The organism is Microbacterium sorbitolivorans, from assembly GCF_003327285.1.
Taxonomy (GTDB): domain Bacteria; phylum Actinomycetota; class Actinomycetes; order Actinomycetales; family Microbacteriaceae; genus Microbacterium; species Microbacterium sorbitolivorans.
On sequence record NZ_KZ848477.1, the window covers coordinates 107,653 to 123,355 of the forward strand.

Here is a 15,703-nt window from a genome sequence, read left to right on the forward strand (position 1 = left end):
TGGTATTATCTGAACATGTACCAGCGCACCGGACAGCCGCCCGAGATGAGGGAATCCGACCTGATCGCCGTCGTCGAGTCCTCGCTACAGCAGAGGCTCCCTCGCAGCTGGACCCTGTCGCGCGAGCCCGTGCCTTCGAGGCCAGACCACGGTATCGACGCGTGGTACACGCTGAGAACAGCAACCGAGCTGGTGTGCAGAATTGCTGTCGAGACAAAGCGGCTGGTTGAACCGCGCGACGTCCCACGTCTAGCCGAGCGACTCCACGGCGCACTTCAGGCACAGCAAGCCGACATCCCTCTCGTTGCCGCCCGGTACCTCTCGGAAACAGCCCGGAAGCGACTCAAGGAAGCCGAGCTGTCTTATGTTGATGCAACAGGAAACATCTACATTCATTCAGAACGACCGGCGCTCTTCATTGGTGATCGTGGCGCGAACCACGACCCATGGCGCGGTCCCGGGCGCCCGAGGAGCACGCTGAACGGAGCCCCAGCGGCGCAGGTCGTGCGTGCGCTGATCGATACCCGGGGCCCTTGGAAGATGCGCTCCCTCATCACCGCGTCAGAGGCTGCAACGGGTTCTGTCTACCGAGTCGTCGACTTCCTGAGTAGCGAAGCACTCGTCACCCGTGACGATGGCCTCATTCACGTCCCGGACTGGAGCCAAATCCTTCGCCGGTGGAGTCGCGACTACGAGTTCTTGCACACGAACACGGTCACTCGATGGATCGCACCTCGAGGCTTAGACCATGCCTTAGAGAAATTACGGAACAGTTCCTACGAAGGCTACGCCGCAACCGGAACCATTGCGGCTTCTACTTGGGCGGAATACGCACCAACTCGGTCAGCGATGCTCTTCACTCAGGGGGTCGTTGAAACTGCGAAGCTCATGGGGTTGCGCGAGACTGACAGCGGCGCAAACGTTCTCCTCGCTTCACCGGCCTTCCCTGCACTCATGCGCGGTGCGTCCAACCGGCCCGATGGGATTCGCGTGGTTGCGCCAGCCCAAGCCGCCGTAGATCTCATGACCGGGCCAGGAAGGTCGCCCAGCGAGGCCGAAGAACTGCTGGAATGGATGAAAGGACACGAAGATGACTGGCGCAATCTCCAGTGACATCCTCGTTCGAGCGCGATCTGCGCTCTTGGACGTACTCGAAGCGCTCGACGAGCAGCGCGACGCCGTGATCGTAGTTGGGGCGCAGGCGGTATACCTTCGCACAGGATCACTAAAGGTCGCGCTAGCTGAGACAACCAAAGACAGCGACGTGACGATCGATCCGCGCGAGCTCCACGACGACCCGCTCCTCGAAGCGGCAATGCGTCGCGCTGGATTCCTCCCCACGGACCAGCCAGGCGCGTGGGTGCGACCCGACGGTATTCCGATTGACTTGATGATTCCGGAACGGCTCGCCGGAAAAGGTAGACGTTCGGCCGAGATTCCCCCTCACGATAAGCACGCCACCCGCCGAGCGGTCGGTCTCGAGGCGGCGCTTGTCGACAACAGCGAGATGTTTATCCGCTCACTTGACCCACAAGACTCACGAAGCTCCACAGCAAAGGTTGCGGGCAATGCCGCACTACTCGTCGCGAAGCTCCACAAGATCGGCGAACGCGTCGACGATCCTGAGCGCCTGCAAGATAAAGATGCCCACGATCTGTACCGGATCCTTCAAGCCACCGAAACCGCTGATTTGGCGCACGCTACGGCAAGACTGCTAGCTGATGATCTGAGCCGAAAAGTGACTGAGGTGGCCCTGAGCTATCTCAAGGATTACTTCGCCAGCGGGCCGGATGCGATCGGATCGGCCATGGCCGGCCGCGCAGAGCAAGGCGTCGGTGATCCCGACACCGTCTCCGTGTCGACAGCACTCCTCGCCCAAGACCTCATAGACGCACTCTCGCGTGGAGACGCGCAGAAAGCCTGACAGCACCAAGAACTCGCCTTCGTCCTTCTTAAGGCAGGCCAATCCGCTGATCTAGGATTTCCGCGCTGATGACAGGAAACGAAACCTGCCCCGCGGCCCGCGTGGGATGACGCGCGACCGCGTGCCCTAGTTCGACTTATCGCCGTAAGTCGAACTAACGCCCTCGCTAGTTCGAGTTATCCCGATAACTCGAACTAACGAAGCGCGTCTCAGCTCTCCCCGGCGATCGCGTCGATGAACATCTGGGTCGCGAGCGGGGAGTTGCGTTCGTTCGTGCTCGGGTCCCAGCCGACGACGAGGATCAGGTTGTTGTCGACCTGAGCAACCTGGCCGATGACCGACACGGCAGAGTCGTCAATAGTTGCATCAAGGCGCACCGAGTCGGCCTCGTCCGCGCCCGTCACATCGGATTCGCCGACCGTGACCTGCGCATCGACCGGCTCGCCGTCGTACGTGAGTGCGGGATCATCCGTGCAGACCTCGAACGCATACGGATCCAACATGCCGCGCACGTACGACGCCTTGTCCGCGTCGGGGAGGCTGGCAACGACCGCGGTGAGCGTGCGGTCAACACTCGTACCGAACTGGAGCGTTCCCTCCTGCACCTCGGCGGAGCTCTCGAAATCGACGCCAAGAAGGGCCAGGCATGCGCTCGAAAGCGTCACGTCCGTATACTCCGATTCGAACATCGCCTGGGTGGTGTCATGTTCGTCGGGCACGAAGTCGAGCTGCGTGAAGATCTCGGCCAGACGCTCACGCCGGCCGGAGCCCCTCGATCACCTCGTCCGGAATCCGGCGGCGCTCCTCGCCCCGCACCGCGTGCTTCACCCGGTACGCGGCGTGCTTCTTAATGATCACCTCCGCGAAGTTGCGCGCCCAGCCTCCGTTGCTGCGCTCCCCCGCGGGCGTCGCGTCGTACGCCTCGACGGTGACGGATCGCAGTAGCTCCTCATCGAACGTGCGACCGTCGGAGAGCACGCGCGCGACGATCTGCGCCACCTCCTCCGAGGTGTAGTCGGGGAACTCGATGACGGTGGGGATACGGCGGCGCAGCCCGGGATCCGATTGGAAGAACGCGTCCATCTCGTCGGTGTACCCGGCGAAGATCGCGACGAAGCGATCGCGGTCGTTCTCCAGACGGGTGATCATCGTCGAGACCATCTCGTCGTTGTGCACGTTGTTGTGCTCACGCCGACGCATCTGGTGCGCCTCGTCGACGAAGAGCACCCCGCCCATCGCCTCGTCGAACGCGCGCGTGACGTTCTCAGTGCTGCTACCCAGCCACACCCCGCTCAGCGTGCTCGGATCCGTGACCGTCACGTTTGGCGTGTGCAAGACGCCGAGCGCGTGGAAGATACCGGCGATGATGCGCGCCACCGTCGTCTTGCCGGTACCGGGGCCGCCCGTGAACGCCATGTGGTAGTTCGGGCGCTCCATAGATCCGTCTTCTTCTAGCGATGCCTGGTTGTCTTCCGCAAGCACCACGAGCTCGTGAATCCACGCCTTCACCGAGTCGAGACCGATCATCTCGTCGAGCTCGGCGAGCAACCTGTCGAGCTTAGACCGCCGCTCGGTGGGGTTGCCGCCGGCCAGCGCGTGCAGGTCGGCATCGTCGATACGCGTCAGATCGTCGACCGTCGGGTTCGGCAACAGGATCACGCGCTCGTCGAGCTTCGCGCGCAGATCCTGATTGAAGTTGCGCACCCAGCGCGCATTGCTGCGGTCGGCGCTCTGCGAATACGCGGCGGTGACCACGCGACGATACAGCTCCTCGTTCACCGTGTACCGCCCCTCGTGCAACTGCGAGAGCCCGACGCTGGCGATCTCGGCCGGCGAGTAATCCTCAAAGTCGAAACGGTGCTTGATGCGCGAACGCATGCCCTCGTTCACGCTCAGCAGGTCCTGCATCTTGTCGGGGTACCCGGCCAGGATCACCATCGTGTCGTTGCGGTGGTTCTCCATAAACACGAGCAGCTCGGTGATCGCCTCGTCCGCAAACCCCGCGCTGTCTTGCTTGGCGAGGGCGTACGCCTCGTCGATCAGGATGACGCCGCCGGCACCCTCCTCCAGCCGCTGACGCATCAGCTTTGCGGAGGCGCCGATGTTGTCGCTGATCAGGTCGGTCCGAAGCACCTCCACGAAGAGCTCCGACTCCATCACGCCCGCCTCGTGCAGCGCCTTACCCACCAGCCGCGCCACCGTCGTCTTTCCGGTGCCGGGGTTGCCGAGGAACATGCTGTGCAACGAGAAATCCTTGTCGGCCGGCAGCCCGGCCTCGGCGCGCATGCGACGCAGGTTCACGGCGTTGATGAACCCCTGCACCTGCTTCTTGATCGTCTCCAGCCCTATCAGGGCGTGCAGTTCGGCGAGCGGGTGATCGATGTCGACAGCGGGTGCCGGATCCGCGACAGCGTCCGCGGCGCCGGGCGGCGCCGGCTCGGATCCACCGGCCGGTGCGTGCGCGCCCGCTGCGGATCCGGCGTGCGCGGTTTCGGGCTCCGATACGAGCTGGCCGTCTTCGTCGTATTCGAAGACGTCAAAGCTGCCCGCCGGAAGATCGAGATCGACGATGCCCGCCTTCTCGAGCTGGATCCGCTCGTTCACCGCAGAGGAGAACTCGCCGATGCGTAGCCGCGACGCTTCGGCCCGCGCCGGCATCTCTCCTTCTGCAGACAGCTGCTCGATATCGATCACCGCTTCATCTACGGCGTAGATCGAGAGCAGGTTCTGGTCGTTCGGCGCCACGGTGAGCTGGCCGGCGGTGACGATCGTTGAGCCCATCGCCATCAGCGTCTGCACGCGGCAATCCGTGAGCTTCGCGTGCCCGCCTTCTTGGGTGACAAGCCGCGCGACCGTGCTGGAGGCCGCGTCGAGCACGGCGCTTCCTTCGATGACCGCCCCTCCCGCGCTCAGATCAGCCGAGGCACCGATCGCGCAGTCAGACAGCCGCACGACGCCCGCCGAGGCAAACAGCGCTGGGAACGTTGCGGCTTCGTCGGCGTCGAGGATGACGCCCCGCAGCGTCACCTCGGCATCCGCGACCACCTGGATCGCGTTGGCGTCGGCGCCGGGCCTGATCGTCACGTTCGCGATCTCGACGCTCTTGCCCTCGGCGATGCTCAGGCCGCCGTGGATGACCGTGCGGTGCGCACTCCCGCGCCCCGCCACGTTCACACCCCACGTGAAGAGGTCGTCGAGGTGGTATTCCCCTTCATCGAGCAGTAGCGTGTCGCCGGGGTAGAGCTCAGGAGCGACGTGCACGACGAAGGCGTTCGCGTTCGCATGCTCGATCGGCCACGTCGCGAAGGCGGGCTCGCGCACCGCGGGTTCCGGCGACGGTTCGGGTTCGGGATCCGGTGCATCTAGATCCTGGATCACGACCTCGGCCTGCGCGCTGCGCACCGCCGCTCCGTTGGTGCTCTGCACGGTGAGGTCGATGCCGCCGGCCTGATCCACCTGACCGATCTCGACCATGCTGTCGTCGGCGTATGCCTCCTGGTATCCCGCCGTCAGCGCGAGCTGCGGCAGGCGGCAGACCGATCGGCCGGCGGCCACGAGGATGCGGTCGCCCGGCTGCGGCTCGACCGCGAGCGAGCCGAAGGAGCTCACCCGTGCCGCCTCGCTCGCGTCGATGAACGTGACGAGCGACGAGATGAGGTCGGCGGTCGCGCCCTGCACGAGCAATCTGCCGAGGCGCGAACCAGTCGCGTGTAGCTTTGCGCCCTTCAGCAGATTGAAGGCCATCGTGCCGGGCTCGTGGCGCATGGTGGTGCGTTCGAGCACCACGGATCCGCCGTCTACCCATACCGCGGGGAACTTCGCCGCGGGGTCGCCGACGATGACGCAGTCTGTGGCACGGATTGACGCGTCGGACGACTCAAGCGAGAGCGCGTTGTTGTACGGCTCAGATCGCAGTTCGAGGTTCGCCAGAGCGCACTGGCCGTGGGTGCACAGCTTGCCTTCGAGTACCACCTCGCCGCGGGTGCCGGCGCCGCGCAATTGGATGCCGTCTATGTTCAGTATGCCGATGCGATAGTGCCCCGGATCGAGCTCGAGGGTGTCGCCGGGTGTCGCGCGTTGCAGCGCCGTCGTGAGATCTGTCTTGCCCCAGCCCGTTCCGACCCTCAGCTTCGCCATGCTTCGACCCTATCGGCGAGGTTTCCCTCGGCGCGATACGTCGAAACAAGGCCGGGCCCCGAAGGACCCGGCCTTGCGTCGCGTTACTCAGCCGAAGCGAAGTCCTGCGCGCCGATGGTCTGGAACCACTCGCGCACCTGCTCCGAGTCATCCGTGAACGTCAGCGCGAGCTGCAGCAGTACGCGGGCCTTCTGCGGCGTGAGGTCGAGCCCACCGATCACGCCGGGAGTTCCGTCGTCGTAGATCGCTCCGGAGCCCGTACGCGTGGTCGTCACGAAAACGGTGCCTTCTTCCACGCCTTCGGTACGGGCCTCGGCCTGCGCAGACGAGATTCCACCGGCACCGTGGCCGGCCGTGACGATGCCGTCCACGCCGTCATCAACGAGCGCTCGCAGAGGCACATCAGAAGCCTCGACATAGCTAAACACGATCTCCGCCGATGCGAGGTCATCGAAGTCGACCGTCGAGAGATCGAACGGCGTTGCCCACTCGTCGGTTCCACATGACTGCACGCGGGCGGTGTCTCGCATGTGGCGGAAGTGCTGGCCGTCCACGGTGCCGAGCGCGCCGTACTGACCACCAGAGAAGGTGTCGGTGCGCCAGGCGTCGGTCTTCGTGACCTCGCGCGCCGCATAGTACTGGTCGTTCATCAGCATGACAGTGCCGTAGCACTCGGTCTGCCCGCTCGCCGCAAGGCGAATCGCGTTGAACAAGTTCGCTTCGCCGTCAAACGAATAGGTGTTGGCCTGGCGCATCGATCCGGTGAAGACGACGGGCTTCTGAGACTGCACGGTGAGGTCGCTCCAGTACGCGATCTCCTCCATGATGTTCGTTCCGGTGTTCACGACAACGGCATCCACATCGTCCTGCGCCAGGATCGAATCGAGCTGAAGCGTCATGTCAAAAAGCTGTTTCACGACCGTCGAGGCAGAGGAGCCGGGAATCGCTCCGTCAACAATCGTCAGGTTGGCGACCTCTGCGATATCGGGCTGGATTCGCTCGAGGATCTCGCCGATGCCATCGACACCATCACCGCCGTAGTTCGTGTAATCGGCGGGGCCTTCGGCTGTGGAGGTGATGGTGCCACCACCGTCGAGGATGACGACGTTGGGCAGATCGGCCGAGGCCTCCTCGAACGCCGCGGTGGTCTCAAGCGGCTCAGCATCGTCGGCGGTCGCCGTGGCGGTGCATGCCGTGAGACCGGCGATAGCGATCAGCAGGGGAAGTGCAAGAAGAGCAGGATTGCGGTGCATGTGTGATCCTTCTGTGCGGGGGATGCCCCTTACGCGGGGCACTGCTCACGCTATGAGCCGCCCGGCCCACGAAAGGGGCCGCGTGATACGCCCGACATAATTCGGATCCACCGGAGATTCCGCGGGTTCTCGCCTCGTACTCGCCTTGCACGGAGTACCGGGCCGTTCGCTCAGCGACGCGAAGAAGAGCGCATGGGCGTCACGCCGAACCCCGTGTACTCGGCCGCAGCGGCACATGCGGCGTCGATGAACGCCCCGGCGAGCGGATTGCGACCGTCCGCAACCGTCGCAAGCCAGGTGCGCCGGAACTTCTCGCGCGCGATCGATCTGCGTACGCCGGGGTATGGATCCGAGACGCCGAGGGCAGGCAGCAACGAGACCGCAAGGCCGGCCGCAACCAGGCTTCGCGTCATCGCATGATCCGGCGACCGATGCGCGACCGTCGGGGCAGGAAGGCCCTCGGCAATGAACATGTTGTCGATGATCGGCGGTGCGCCTTTGTGCCCGATGGCTGAGACGAACGGTTCGCCGACGAGCCGCGAGAGGTCGCTCGCATCTTCGTGGAGTTCTCCACGTTCGATCGACGTCATGAGCACAAGTGACTCATCGAAGAGCGGCGTCAGCTGCAACCCGGCAACGCCAACGTCGGGGTATCCCCAGACGAAACCCACGTCAATGTCGCCTGCGACAAGGGCATCTGAGACTTCCTCGGTCAATGCGTATTCGCTCAGCGCTACCTGTGCGGCGGGACGTTGCTCCGCAAACTGTGCCAACGCACGCGGCACGATCGTGGTGCCGGCCGCGCGGAAATAGCCCACCCGCAGTTCGCCGATGTTCCCGCTCGACAGCGCACGCGCGTCGTGCTCGAACTGCCGTGCCTCGTCGATCAGAAGATCCGCCCGATCAGCGAGGATCCGCGCCGCGACCGATGGGCGGATCGTGCGCGCGGTGCGCTGGAACAATTCGAGCCCCGCCCAAGCCTCGACAGAGGCGATGTGGCGCGACACCGCGGCATGGCTGTAGCCGGTGCGTCTCGCCGCTTCAGCGACCGATGCTGTGCGCACCACGGCCACAAAGCTCTGCAACGCGGTCAGGTCAAGCATGAACGGCCTCCTCCGTTGGCGTTCGCCACACGATCAGTGATGACACCGTCAAGGCACCCGCGAGAATCACGGCAAGACCGTGCTCCGTGCCGATCATCGTACGAAGCCCAAGCGCAAGTGCGGGCACGGCACTTCCGACGGCTGCGGCGATGTTGAAGCCCAGTCCTCCGGCGGTTGCCCGCACCTCGCGCGGAAACGCGTCGACGAGCGCGAGGTACACGGGCGTCGCGATGATGCCGATGGGTAATGCAATCGCGACTCCGCCGAGCATCGCACCAGAAAGCGTCCCGGTGCGCACGGTCACCATCAGGGCGACAAAGCCCACGGCGATCGTGACAAGCCCCAACCGTAGTGTCGTTCGACGACCGATCCGAGAACTCAGACCACAGAACGCAAGAATCGCGACGACGAGCATCGCATACGTCGCGGTATTCACCCGCACGGCTTCGCCGCGCGAGAACCCCACGAGCAACATCTCGTTGAGGTACCCGCCGAACGCGCAACTGAGCGCGACGTTGTACGAGACAACGACGCCAGCGAAGCGGCTAACCGCACGTCGGTGCTCGCGCAACACCGTGCGCACGGGAGACACCGCGTTGTCCAACGGCCGTAATGGCTCAACCGCTCGTGCGCGGAGCGCGAGCGCGATGATGCCCAGCGGCGCGGCCGAAGCGAAGAGTGCCCGCCATCCCCACGACGTCATCTGCTCGTCGGTGATCGTGGCGATCAGTAGCGACGCGACGACGGATCCGGCGAGTGACGCCGCGAACGTGCCTGCGGCGAGCACTCCCGCGGCACGCGGACGTTCAGCGGCGGGTGTGCGTTCGAGTGTGAAACACACCGCACTCGACATCTCGCCGCCCACGGCAAAGCCCTGCAGCGCGCGCAGTGCGCTGAATGCGATCGGCGCGAACAGCCCCGCAACCTCCCACCCCGGCACGATAGCCATCAGCGTGGTCGCAATGCTCATCAACAGCACGCTGAGGAAGAGCGCGCGGCCGCGACCAGCGCGATCGGCAACGTGGGCGATGACGAGTCCGCCGAGTGGACGGAAGGCGAACGCGACGGCGTAGGCCGTCCAGGTCGCGAAGAGCGATACGGTCAGGTCATCGCTGGGGAAGATTGCCGCCGCGATGTAGGCCGCGACGATGCCGTAGATGGCGAACTCGTACCACTCGATCGCGTGGCCTGCCACGGCGACGGCGAGCACGGATCGGCGGCGCAGCGGAGGCGAAACGGGTCGAGGGGTCATCCCTCGATCGTGCCGCGCCTATGTTTCCGTTATATGGCGGGGCCCGAAAGACTTACGACGTCGTATCGCCCGGCGCGAGCGCTGCTTTGAAGGTCTTCATCAGGATGAGCACGTCGCTCGTGAAGCTCCAGTTCTCGACGTACGAGAGGTCGAGGCGCACGCTGTCTTCCCACGACAGCGACGAGCGGCCCGACACCTGCCACAGGCCCGTCATGCCCGGCTTCACGAGGAAGCGGCGGTGCACGTGGTCTTCGTACTGCTCGACCTCGCGCTGGATCGGCGGGCGGGGCCCGACGAGGCTCATGGATCCGCCGAGCACGTTAAACAGCTGGGGCAGCTCGTCGAGCGAGTACTTGCGCAGTACGCGGCCGACGGGGGTGATGCGCGGGTCGTTCGTCATCTTGAACTGCACCGAGTTGCCCGAGTCTTGCAGGTCGAGCAACGACTGCAGCTTCGCCTCGGCGTCGGGCACCATCGAGCGGAACTTCCACATTCGGAATTCTTTGCCGTGGCGGCCGATGCGGGCCTGCTTGTAGATGATGGGGCGACCCGAGGTAACCATCACGAGGATCGAGATCACGATGAGCACGGGGCTGAGCAGCAATAGGATCCCCGCGGATCCGAAAATGTCCATCATGCGCTTGACGAAGCGCTGGCCGGGCGAGAAGCGCGGCGTCTCGACGTGCATCAGCGGGAGGCCGGCGACGGGGCGCGTGTGGATGCGGGGTCCCGCGATGTCGGTGATGCTCGGCGCGAGCACGAGGTGCTGCTTGCCGGCCTCGAGCGCCCACGAGATCTGCTTCACGCGCTGCGGGCCGAGCTGGTCTGTGCTCGTGATGACGACGGTGTCGGCGCCCGTGAGGCGCATGGCGCTCTCGACGGATCCGGTACCGCCGAGCACGGGGATGCCGACGGAGCCGAGCGACTGACCGCCCGCGTCTTGCGCCGAGACGCACGCGCCGGCGACGGTGTAGCCGGCACCCTTCGTGCGCTCGAGCTCGCCGGCGACGTGCTTGATCGACTTCTCGGATCCGACGAGCAGCACCCGGGCGGTGTACTCGCCCTTGCGGCGCTTGTTGCGCAGCCACATGCGCCACAAGAAGCGCGTGATGACGAGCAGGATGATGCCGCCGGGGAGGGCGATGAGAAGGTAGCCGCGCGACGCCTCGATCTTGAGCAGGAAGGCGCCGATGGCGATGAGGCCGAAGACCATGAGGCTGCTGTTGACGACTCGGCGGTACTCCGTGTCACCGACGCCGATGACGCGGTCGGAACGGGTGTCGGAGACCGCGAGCGTGATCATCCAGAGCGCAACGATGAGAACCGATAGCGCGAAGTACGAGGTGATGCCGGGCCAGGCCTGGATCGGCATCTGCACCTGCTTGTGGAAACCGAGCCAGCCGCCCTGTGCGCCGAAGACGGCGATGCAGATGACGATGAAGTCGGTGATGCGCAGGTAGGAGGCGTAGCGCGCGCGCCAATTGCGAACTCCACGGGGCTTCGCCGTCTGCACCGGGATGGAGCCGGTTGCCGTGCGGATAATCGCGGGAAACTCGCTCGTCGAAGCGCGGGATGCGCCGTCGCTGACGATCTCGGTGATTCCGCTGGCGGTGCTCTCTGAATCTGCGCCGCGCGTGATCTCGGTCGTCAAGCGTCTGTCCTCTCCCCTGCCGGTTGGCCGCACCGGCTTGAAAATAATAACGCACTGCCAGCTTCCACACAGGGAGGTTACCGAGTGCTTCCTACAGGCCACGCGAACCGCGCCGACCTAGACTGGCCCAATGCAGAACTCTGTCGCGCCCGGCACCGCTTCTTCGAACGTGCCCGCTCGGCCCGCCGCGAAAAAGCGGAAGCGCCGCGCGAAGGCGATCACATGGACGATCGTGGGGGTTTTCGTCTTCTGCCTCGCTGCTATGGGAGTGAGCGCGTTTGTCGCCAAGAGCGCCGTCGACACGCTGATGTCTGAGGCGAAGGCGCTGGCGAACGACATCGACGACTCAGCGAAAACCCAGAGCCACGTCGACGAAATGGTGTCGGCCGCGAGCCGCGCCCACTGGGCGACGGCCCACCCGATCTGGCGCGCGACCGAGATCCTGCCTTATGTGGGCGATGACCTGCGCGCCGTGCGCCTGTTGGCACGCACCGCCGACTCGCTCGTGTCTGATGTCGCGGCGCCACTGCTCGACTTTGACCTCTCTTCGATTGGCCCGACAGATGGCGCGCTCAACGTCGATGCCGTCGCGGAGCTCGGAAAAAAGATCGAAGAGGTCGCGCCAGCCGCGCAGGATGCGCAGATTCGGCTGATTGCCGACGGCATCGACACGGACAATCTGCTCGGCCCGCTACAGGGCCCCGTGACCCAGGTTGAGGACGTGCTGAATCAGACAGCCGATGTGCTCCGCCGCCTGGCCGTACTCTCACCGCGCCTGCCCCAGATGTTGGGCGCGGACACTCCGCAGAATTACCTTGTGCTCGTCCAGAACACGGCAGAGATGCGCACCCTGGGTGGCAACCCTGGCTCGATGATGATGCTTACTGTCGATAACGGCCGCATGGAGATCACGCAGACTGCAAGCCAGGCCGACGTCAACTCGGGCCGTGCCGAATCTGTTGCCCCGCTCAACCCGTGGACAGAAGCCCTCTACACCGATCGAGTGGGCCGCTATATCCAGGACACGACGATGACGCCCGACTTTGCCCAGACCGCGTATCTCGCGCGCGCGTTTTGGAGCGAAACGCTCGGTGACCCAGGTAACGCTGTCATCGCAATTGACCCCGTGTTGCTGAGCTACATCATGAAAGCCACCGGCCCTGTCGAGCTCGAGGACGGTACGACGCTTAACTCCAACAACGTCGTCAACCAGCTATTGAGCAAGGTCTACGAACGGTTCCCGTTAAATTACGGTCCCGACATCGAGAAGCAAGACGCATTCTTTGCTGCCGCCTCCGGATCAATCTTCGGCAAGCTCACGTCTGCACAGACAAACCTGTTCAGCCTCGTGAAGCAACTCAACAAGGGCTATGAGGAAGGCCGCATTCTCTTCGCTTCGACCGATGCAGTGGAAGCTAAGGCTGTCTCGAACACGCTTTTTAACGGCCCCTTGCACGACGCCAGCAACACCGAGAACACGACGCTCGGTGTGTTCGTCAACGACAACACCGAGGGCAAGCTCGACTACTACACAGACATGAGCGTCGCTGCTTCGAGCAACGTCTGCTCCGTGGGCGACGATGACGACAAGACCTACACAGTCGAAGCGACCTACAACTACAACCTGAAGCCCGAACAGGTCGCAGGTCTGCCAGCGTACGTCTCGACCGGTCGATACTTCGAGAAAGGGCTCAAGTCGACGAACCTTGTCTTCTACGGCCCTGTCGGCAGCACCTTTGTGTCGGCGAAACTCGACGGTGCTGACTTCGTCCCCCAGGCCGGCACGAACGACCTAGGGCGTCAAGCAGTGCTGATCAACTTTGAGAGCGAGCCATCAACGACACACACGCTCGAAGTGACGTTTTCGGCACCTCCAGGAACATATGGGCCGATCGATGTGCGCACGACTCCGATGATCAAGGATGTGCCTGTCACGATCGACGAGCCGAGCTGCGGCTGATATGAGCGGACTGATCGTGCACGAGTGGCTGGCTCCCGCTGGCGGCTCTGAGAATGTATTCGGCGCAATCGCAGAGGCGTTCCCCGATGCCGAACGTTGGTGTCTGTGGAAAGAGTCAGACCGTTTCGACCCAGTAAATGAGACGTGGCTCGCGCGTACCCCGCTAAAGGGCCGGAAAGCACTCGCTCTCCCCTTCATGCCTGCAGTGTGGCGTACGCTCCCGAAACGCAATGCCGATTGGGTGCTGACGAGCTCACACCTCTTTGCCCATCATGCCCAGTTTGGCGGCCCTGCCGCCAAAGCGCCCAAATTGGTCTATGCACACACACCTGCACGATATATTTGGGTGCCAGAGCTTGACGCGCGTGGAAACAACCTCCCTGCGCGGCTCGCGTCGCGCATGCTAAAGCCACTTGACAAGAAGCGCGCGCAAGAGCCAATCGCGATAGCAGCCAACAGTCATTTCATCGCTAATCGGATTGCAGAGACATGGGACCGTGAGGCTGAGGTCATCTACCCAAATGTCGATGTCTCCAAATTTGCGATCGAACCGACTCTCAGCGCAAGCGACGAACTACTGCTCACGCAACTACCTGAACAGTATGTCCTCGGATTCTCACGCTTCGTTCCTTACAAGCGACTTGACGCAGCGATCGATGCAGGGAGAGTTTCTGGACTTCCAGTCGTTCTCGCCGGTGGAGGAGACGATGAGAGCCGGCTTCGCGCGTATGCCGACTCAGTGCATCCTGGCAAGGTTAGGTTCGTCCTAAATCCGCCTGACGCGCTACTTTCAGCAATTCTTCGTCGCGCGACTGTTCTGGTGTTCGCCCCCGTCGAAGACTTCGGGATTATCCCTGTCGAAGCAATGGCTGCTGGTACTCCGGTCATCGTAAATGCAATTGGCGGGGCCGTCGAATCAGTCATTGACGGCGTGACGGGCGCTCATGTGCACGACTGGGATGACGACGCAGAGTTGCGGGACGCCGTCGCTCGATCTATCCGCTGCGACGCTAATGCATGCAAGCAACGTGCGTCCCAGTTTGACTCGACCATCTTCAAAGAACGTCTCCGCGACTTCGTTTTGAAGCACCAGTAGCTCTCCTCACCCGACGACCGGCCCATTGCCTGGACATTCACATCAACTTTGTCGCAGAGGTGCCCAGCCTCGGACCGACCGTGAGTAATCACCAAGAATAAAGCAAGACTCGGCTCTCCTAGCTCCGCATATCGCGCCGTGGCACGGCGGGAAGCTTGACATCTTCTTGACTCGACGAGCGTCTAGATGTAGGAGGCCAGCACGTTGTTGACGCATGCAGGTGTCGCCGAAGCGGGCGGCTTCCCGCGGTGCGCACCGTGGGGCCGGTGGTAGTTGTAGTGCAGGTTCCACGTCGTCAAGGCGCTCGCGCGCTGGGCTTCCGAGGTCCAGGTCCGTGCGCAGAGGAGCTCTTCGGAGAGGATGCGGTTGTACCGTTCGATTTTCCCGTTGTGCTTGGGCGTGTAGGGCTTCGTGCGCCGATGCTCCGCGCCGTTCAGCACCTCTGCGAAGGCTCTGGAGCGGTAGCAAGAGCCGTTGTCCGTGATGATCCGTTCGATCTTGACGATGCCGTGCTGGGTGAACCAGTCGCGCGCTCGTTCAAGGAACGCGATGGCAGTGGATGCTTGTTCGTTCTCCAGCGCTTCGGTGTAGGCCAGGCGGGTATGTCCGTCGATCGCCGAGTGCAGGTAGATGTACCCGGCGCGTGCGCCGCGCGTCTTGGTGCGAGCGACGGCCTTCGCCTCGCTGCTCCCCCTGCCGAATGCGCGCCAGCCACCACCATCGGGGATACGCCCGGTCTTCTTCACATCAAGGTGGACCATGTGCCCCGGGTGCTTGGCGACGATCTTGCGCACCTCGCGGTTGTTCTCCCCGTCGGGGTCGATGAATCGCCGCCGGTTCAGACCGAGCTGGTCGAGGTATCTCGTGACCGTGCGTCGGCTGATCGTGACGTCGTCCGCGACCAACTCGAAGGCGATCCGTGCAGCAGGCCACTTTCTTTCCCGTCGCATGATTTCGATCTTCGCGACGGTCTCACCGGGTGTCGCAGTCGGCTGACGGATCGGCGCGGAGGAACGATCGCGCAGACCGAGTTCTCCGAATCGCCGATACCGGTTCACCCACTTCGAGGCGGTCGCGCGTGAGATCCCCATCTCGGCCGCGACATGCGCGATCGGACGGGTTCTGCAACGCTCCACCAGCCGGCGCCGTCCCTCGGGAGTCAACGGAGCGTTGCGGTGAACCATCGCCGACTCCTTATCCGGCTCATCGTGTTTGAGGGTGTAGTAGCGGTTTGAAGCCGCCGGTCTCGAGCAAGCTCCTGGCGATGTAGTTGGTCAGGTTCCGGAACCCCAGGGCGGTGCCGCGGAGATGCTCGAGACGTCCGTTG

At 63.7% G+C, this 15,703-nt stretch carries 11 protein-coding genes; 4 read left to right on the forward strand and 7 right to left on the reverse strand.

Annotated features, from left to right (window positions below):
- Positions 1-15: 15 nt before the first annotated feature.
- Both DTO57_RS13680 and DTO57_RS13685 read left to right on the forward strand, forming a co-directional pair.
- Entirely contained in the window at positions 16-1,113 is a 1,098-nt protein-coding gene (locus tag DTO57_RS13680; RefSeq protein WP_222843277.1) for a hypothetical protein, read from the forward strand.
- Positions 1,091-1,924 carry a hypothetical protein gene (locus tag DTO57_RS13685; RefSeq protein WP_114118796.1) on the forward strand — a complete coding sequence of 278 codons (834 nt, stop codon included), beginning with the start codon at positions 1,091-1,093 and terminating at the stop codon, positions 1,922-1,924. The genes DTO57_RS13680 and DTO57_RS13685 overlap by 23 nt, the downstream gene beginning before the upstream one ends.
- 209 nt (positions 1,925-2,133) lie before the next feature.
- Here the strand turns inward: DTO57_RS13685 and DTO57_RS13690 are convergent, their stop codons facing one another.
- The 6 genes from DTO57_RS13690 to DTO57_RS13715 all read right to left on the reverse strand — a co-directional run bounded on the left by DTO57_RS13690 (position 2,134) and on the right by DTO57_RS13715 (position 11,320).
- Positions 2,134-2,589: a hypothetical protein gene (locus DTO57_RS13690; protein WP_162785787.1), complete on the reverse strand. Its 456-nt coding sequence runs from the start codon at positions 2,587-2,589 to the stop codon at positions 2,134-2,136.
- Between the two features lie 88 nt (positions 2,590-2,677).
- Complete coding sequence (locus tag DTO57_RS13695) at positions 2,678-6,061, reverse strand: AAA family ATPase (protein ID WP_114118798.1); 3,384 nt, start codon at positions 6,059-6,061, stop codon at positions 2,678-2,680.
- Positions 6,062-6,144: 83 nt separating this feature from the next.
- Positions 6,145-7,314, reverse strand: a complete 1,170-nt coding sequence (locus DTO57_RS13700; protein WP_114118799.1) for an asparaginase — start codon at positions 7,312-7,314, stop codon at positions 6,145-6,147.
- Between the two features lie 170 nt (positions 7,315-7,484).
- Positions 7,485-8,417, reverse strand: a complete 933-nt coding sequence (locus tag DTO57_RS13705; RefSeq protein ID WP_114118800.1) for a LysR family transcriptional regulator — start codon at positions 8,415-8,417, stop codon at positions 7,485-7,487.
- A complete protein-coding gene (locus DTO57_RS13710; RefSeq protein ID WP_114118801.1) occupies positions 8,410-9,669 on the reverse strand; it encodes an MFS transporter in 1,260 nt (419 codons plus the stop codon). The genes DTO57_RS13705 and DTO57_RS13710 overlap by 8 nt, the downstream gene beginning before the upstream one ends.
- A gap of 52 nt (positions 9,670-9,721) precedes the next feature.
- Complete coding sequence (locus DTO57_RS13715; protein ID WP_229730655.1) at positions 9,722-11,320, reverse strand: sugar transferase; 1,599 nt, start codon at positions 11,318-11,320, stop codon at positions 9,722-9,724.
- Between the two features lie 130 nt (positions 11,321-11,450).
- Between DTO57_RS13715 and DTO57_RS13720 the strand changes: the two genes are divergently transcribed.
- Positions 11,451-13,280, forward strand: a complete 1,830-nt coding sequence (locus DTO57_RS13720; protein WP_114118802.1) for a DUF4012 domain-containing protein — start codon at positions 11,451-11,453, stop codon at positions 13,278-13,280.
- A gap of 1 nt (position 13,281) precedes the next feature.
- Complete coding sequence (locus DTO57_RS13725; RefSeq protein WP_114118803.1) at positions 13,282-14,376, forward strand: glycosyltransferase; 1,095 nt, start codon at positions 13,282-13,284, stop codon at positions 14,374-14,376.
- 182 nt (positions 14,377-14,558) lie between these two features.
- Here DTO57_RS13725 and DTO57_RS13730 read toward each other — a convergent pair whose 3' ends face one another.
- Positions 14,559-15,560 (reverse strand): IS481 family transposase, encoded by a 1,002-nt coding sequence (locus DTO57_RS13730; RefSeq protein ID WP_114118804.1) that lies wholly within the window; start codon positions 15,558-15,560, stop codon positions 14,559-14,561.
- Positions 15,561-15,703 lie beyond the last annotated feature (143 nt).

Bases quoted from the DNA above. Each gene is read 5' to 3' on its own strand.
- DTO57_RS13705 (WP_114118800.1), bottom strand. From the start codon at position 8,417: ATGCTTGACCTGACCGCGTTGCAGAGCTTTGTGGCCGTGGTGCGCACA.
- DTO57_RS13720 (WP_114118802.1), top strand. From the start codon at position 11,451: ATGCAGAACTCTGTCGCGCCCGGCACCGCTTCTTCGAACGTGCCCGCT.
- DTO57_RS13685 (WP_114118796.1), top strand. From the start codon at position 1,091: ATGACTGGCGCAATCTCCAGTGACATCCTCGTTCGAGCGCGATCTGCG.
- DTO57_RS13710 (WP_114118801.1), bottom strand. From the start codon at position 9,669: ATGACCCCTCGACCCGTTTCGCCTCCGCTGCGCCGCCGATCCGTGCTC.
- DTO57_RS13725 (WP_114118803.1), top strand. From the start codon at position 13,282: ATGAGCGGACTGATCGTGCACGAGTGGCTGGCTCCCGCTGGCGGCTCT.
- DTO57_RS13680 (WP_222843277.1), top strand. From the start codon at position 16: ATGTACCAGCGCACCGGACAGCCGCCCGAGATGAGGGAATCCGACCTG.
- DTO57_RS13730 (WP_114118804.1), bottom strand. From the start codon at position 15,560: ATGGTTCACCGCAACGCTCCGTTGACTCCCGAGGGACGGCGCCGGCTG.
- DTO57_RS13700 (WP_114118799.1), bottom strand. From the start codon at position 7,314: ATGCACCGCAATCCTGCTCTTCTTGCACTTCCCCTGCTGATCGCTATC.
- DTO57_RS13695 (WP_114118798.1), bottom strand. From the start codon at position 6,061: ATGGCGAAGCTGAGGGTCGGAACGGGCTGGGGCAAGACAGATCTCACG.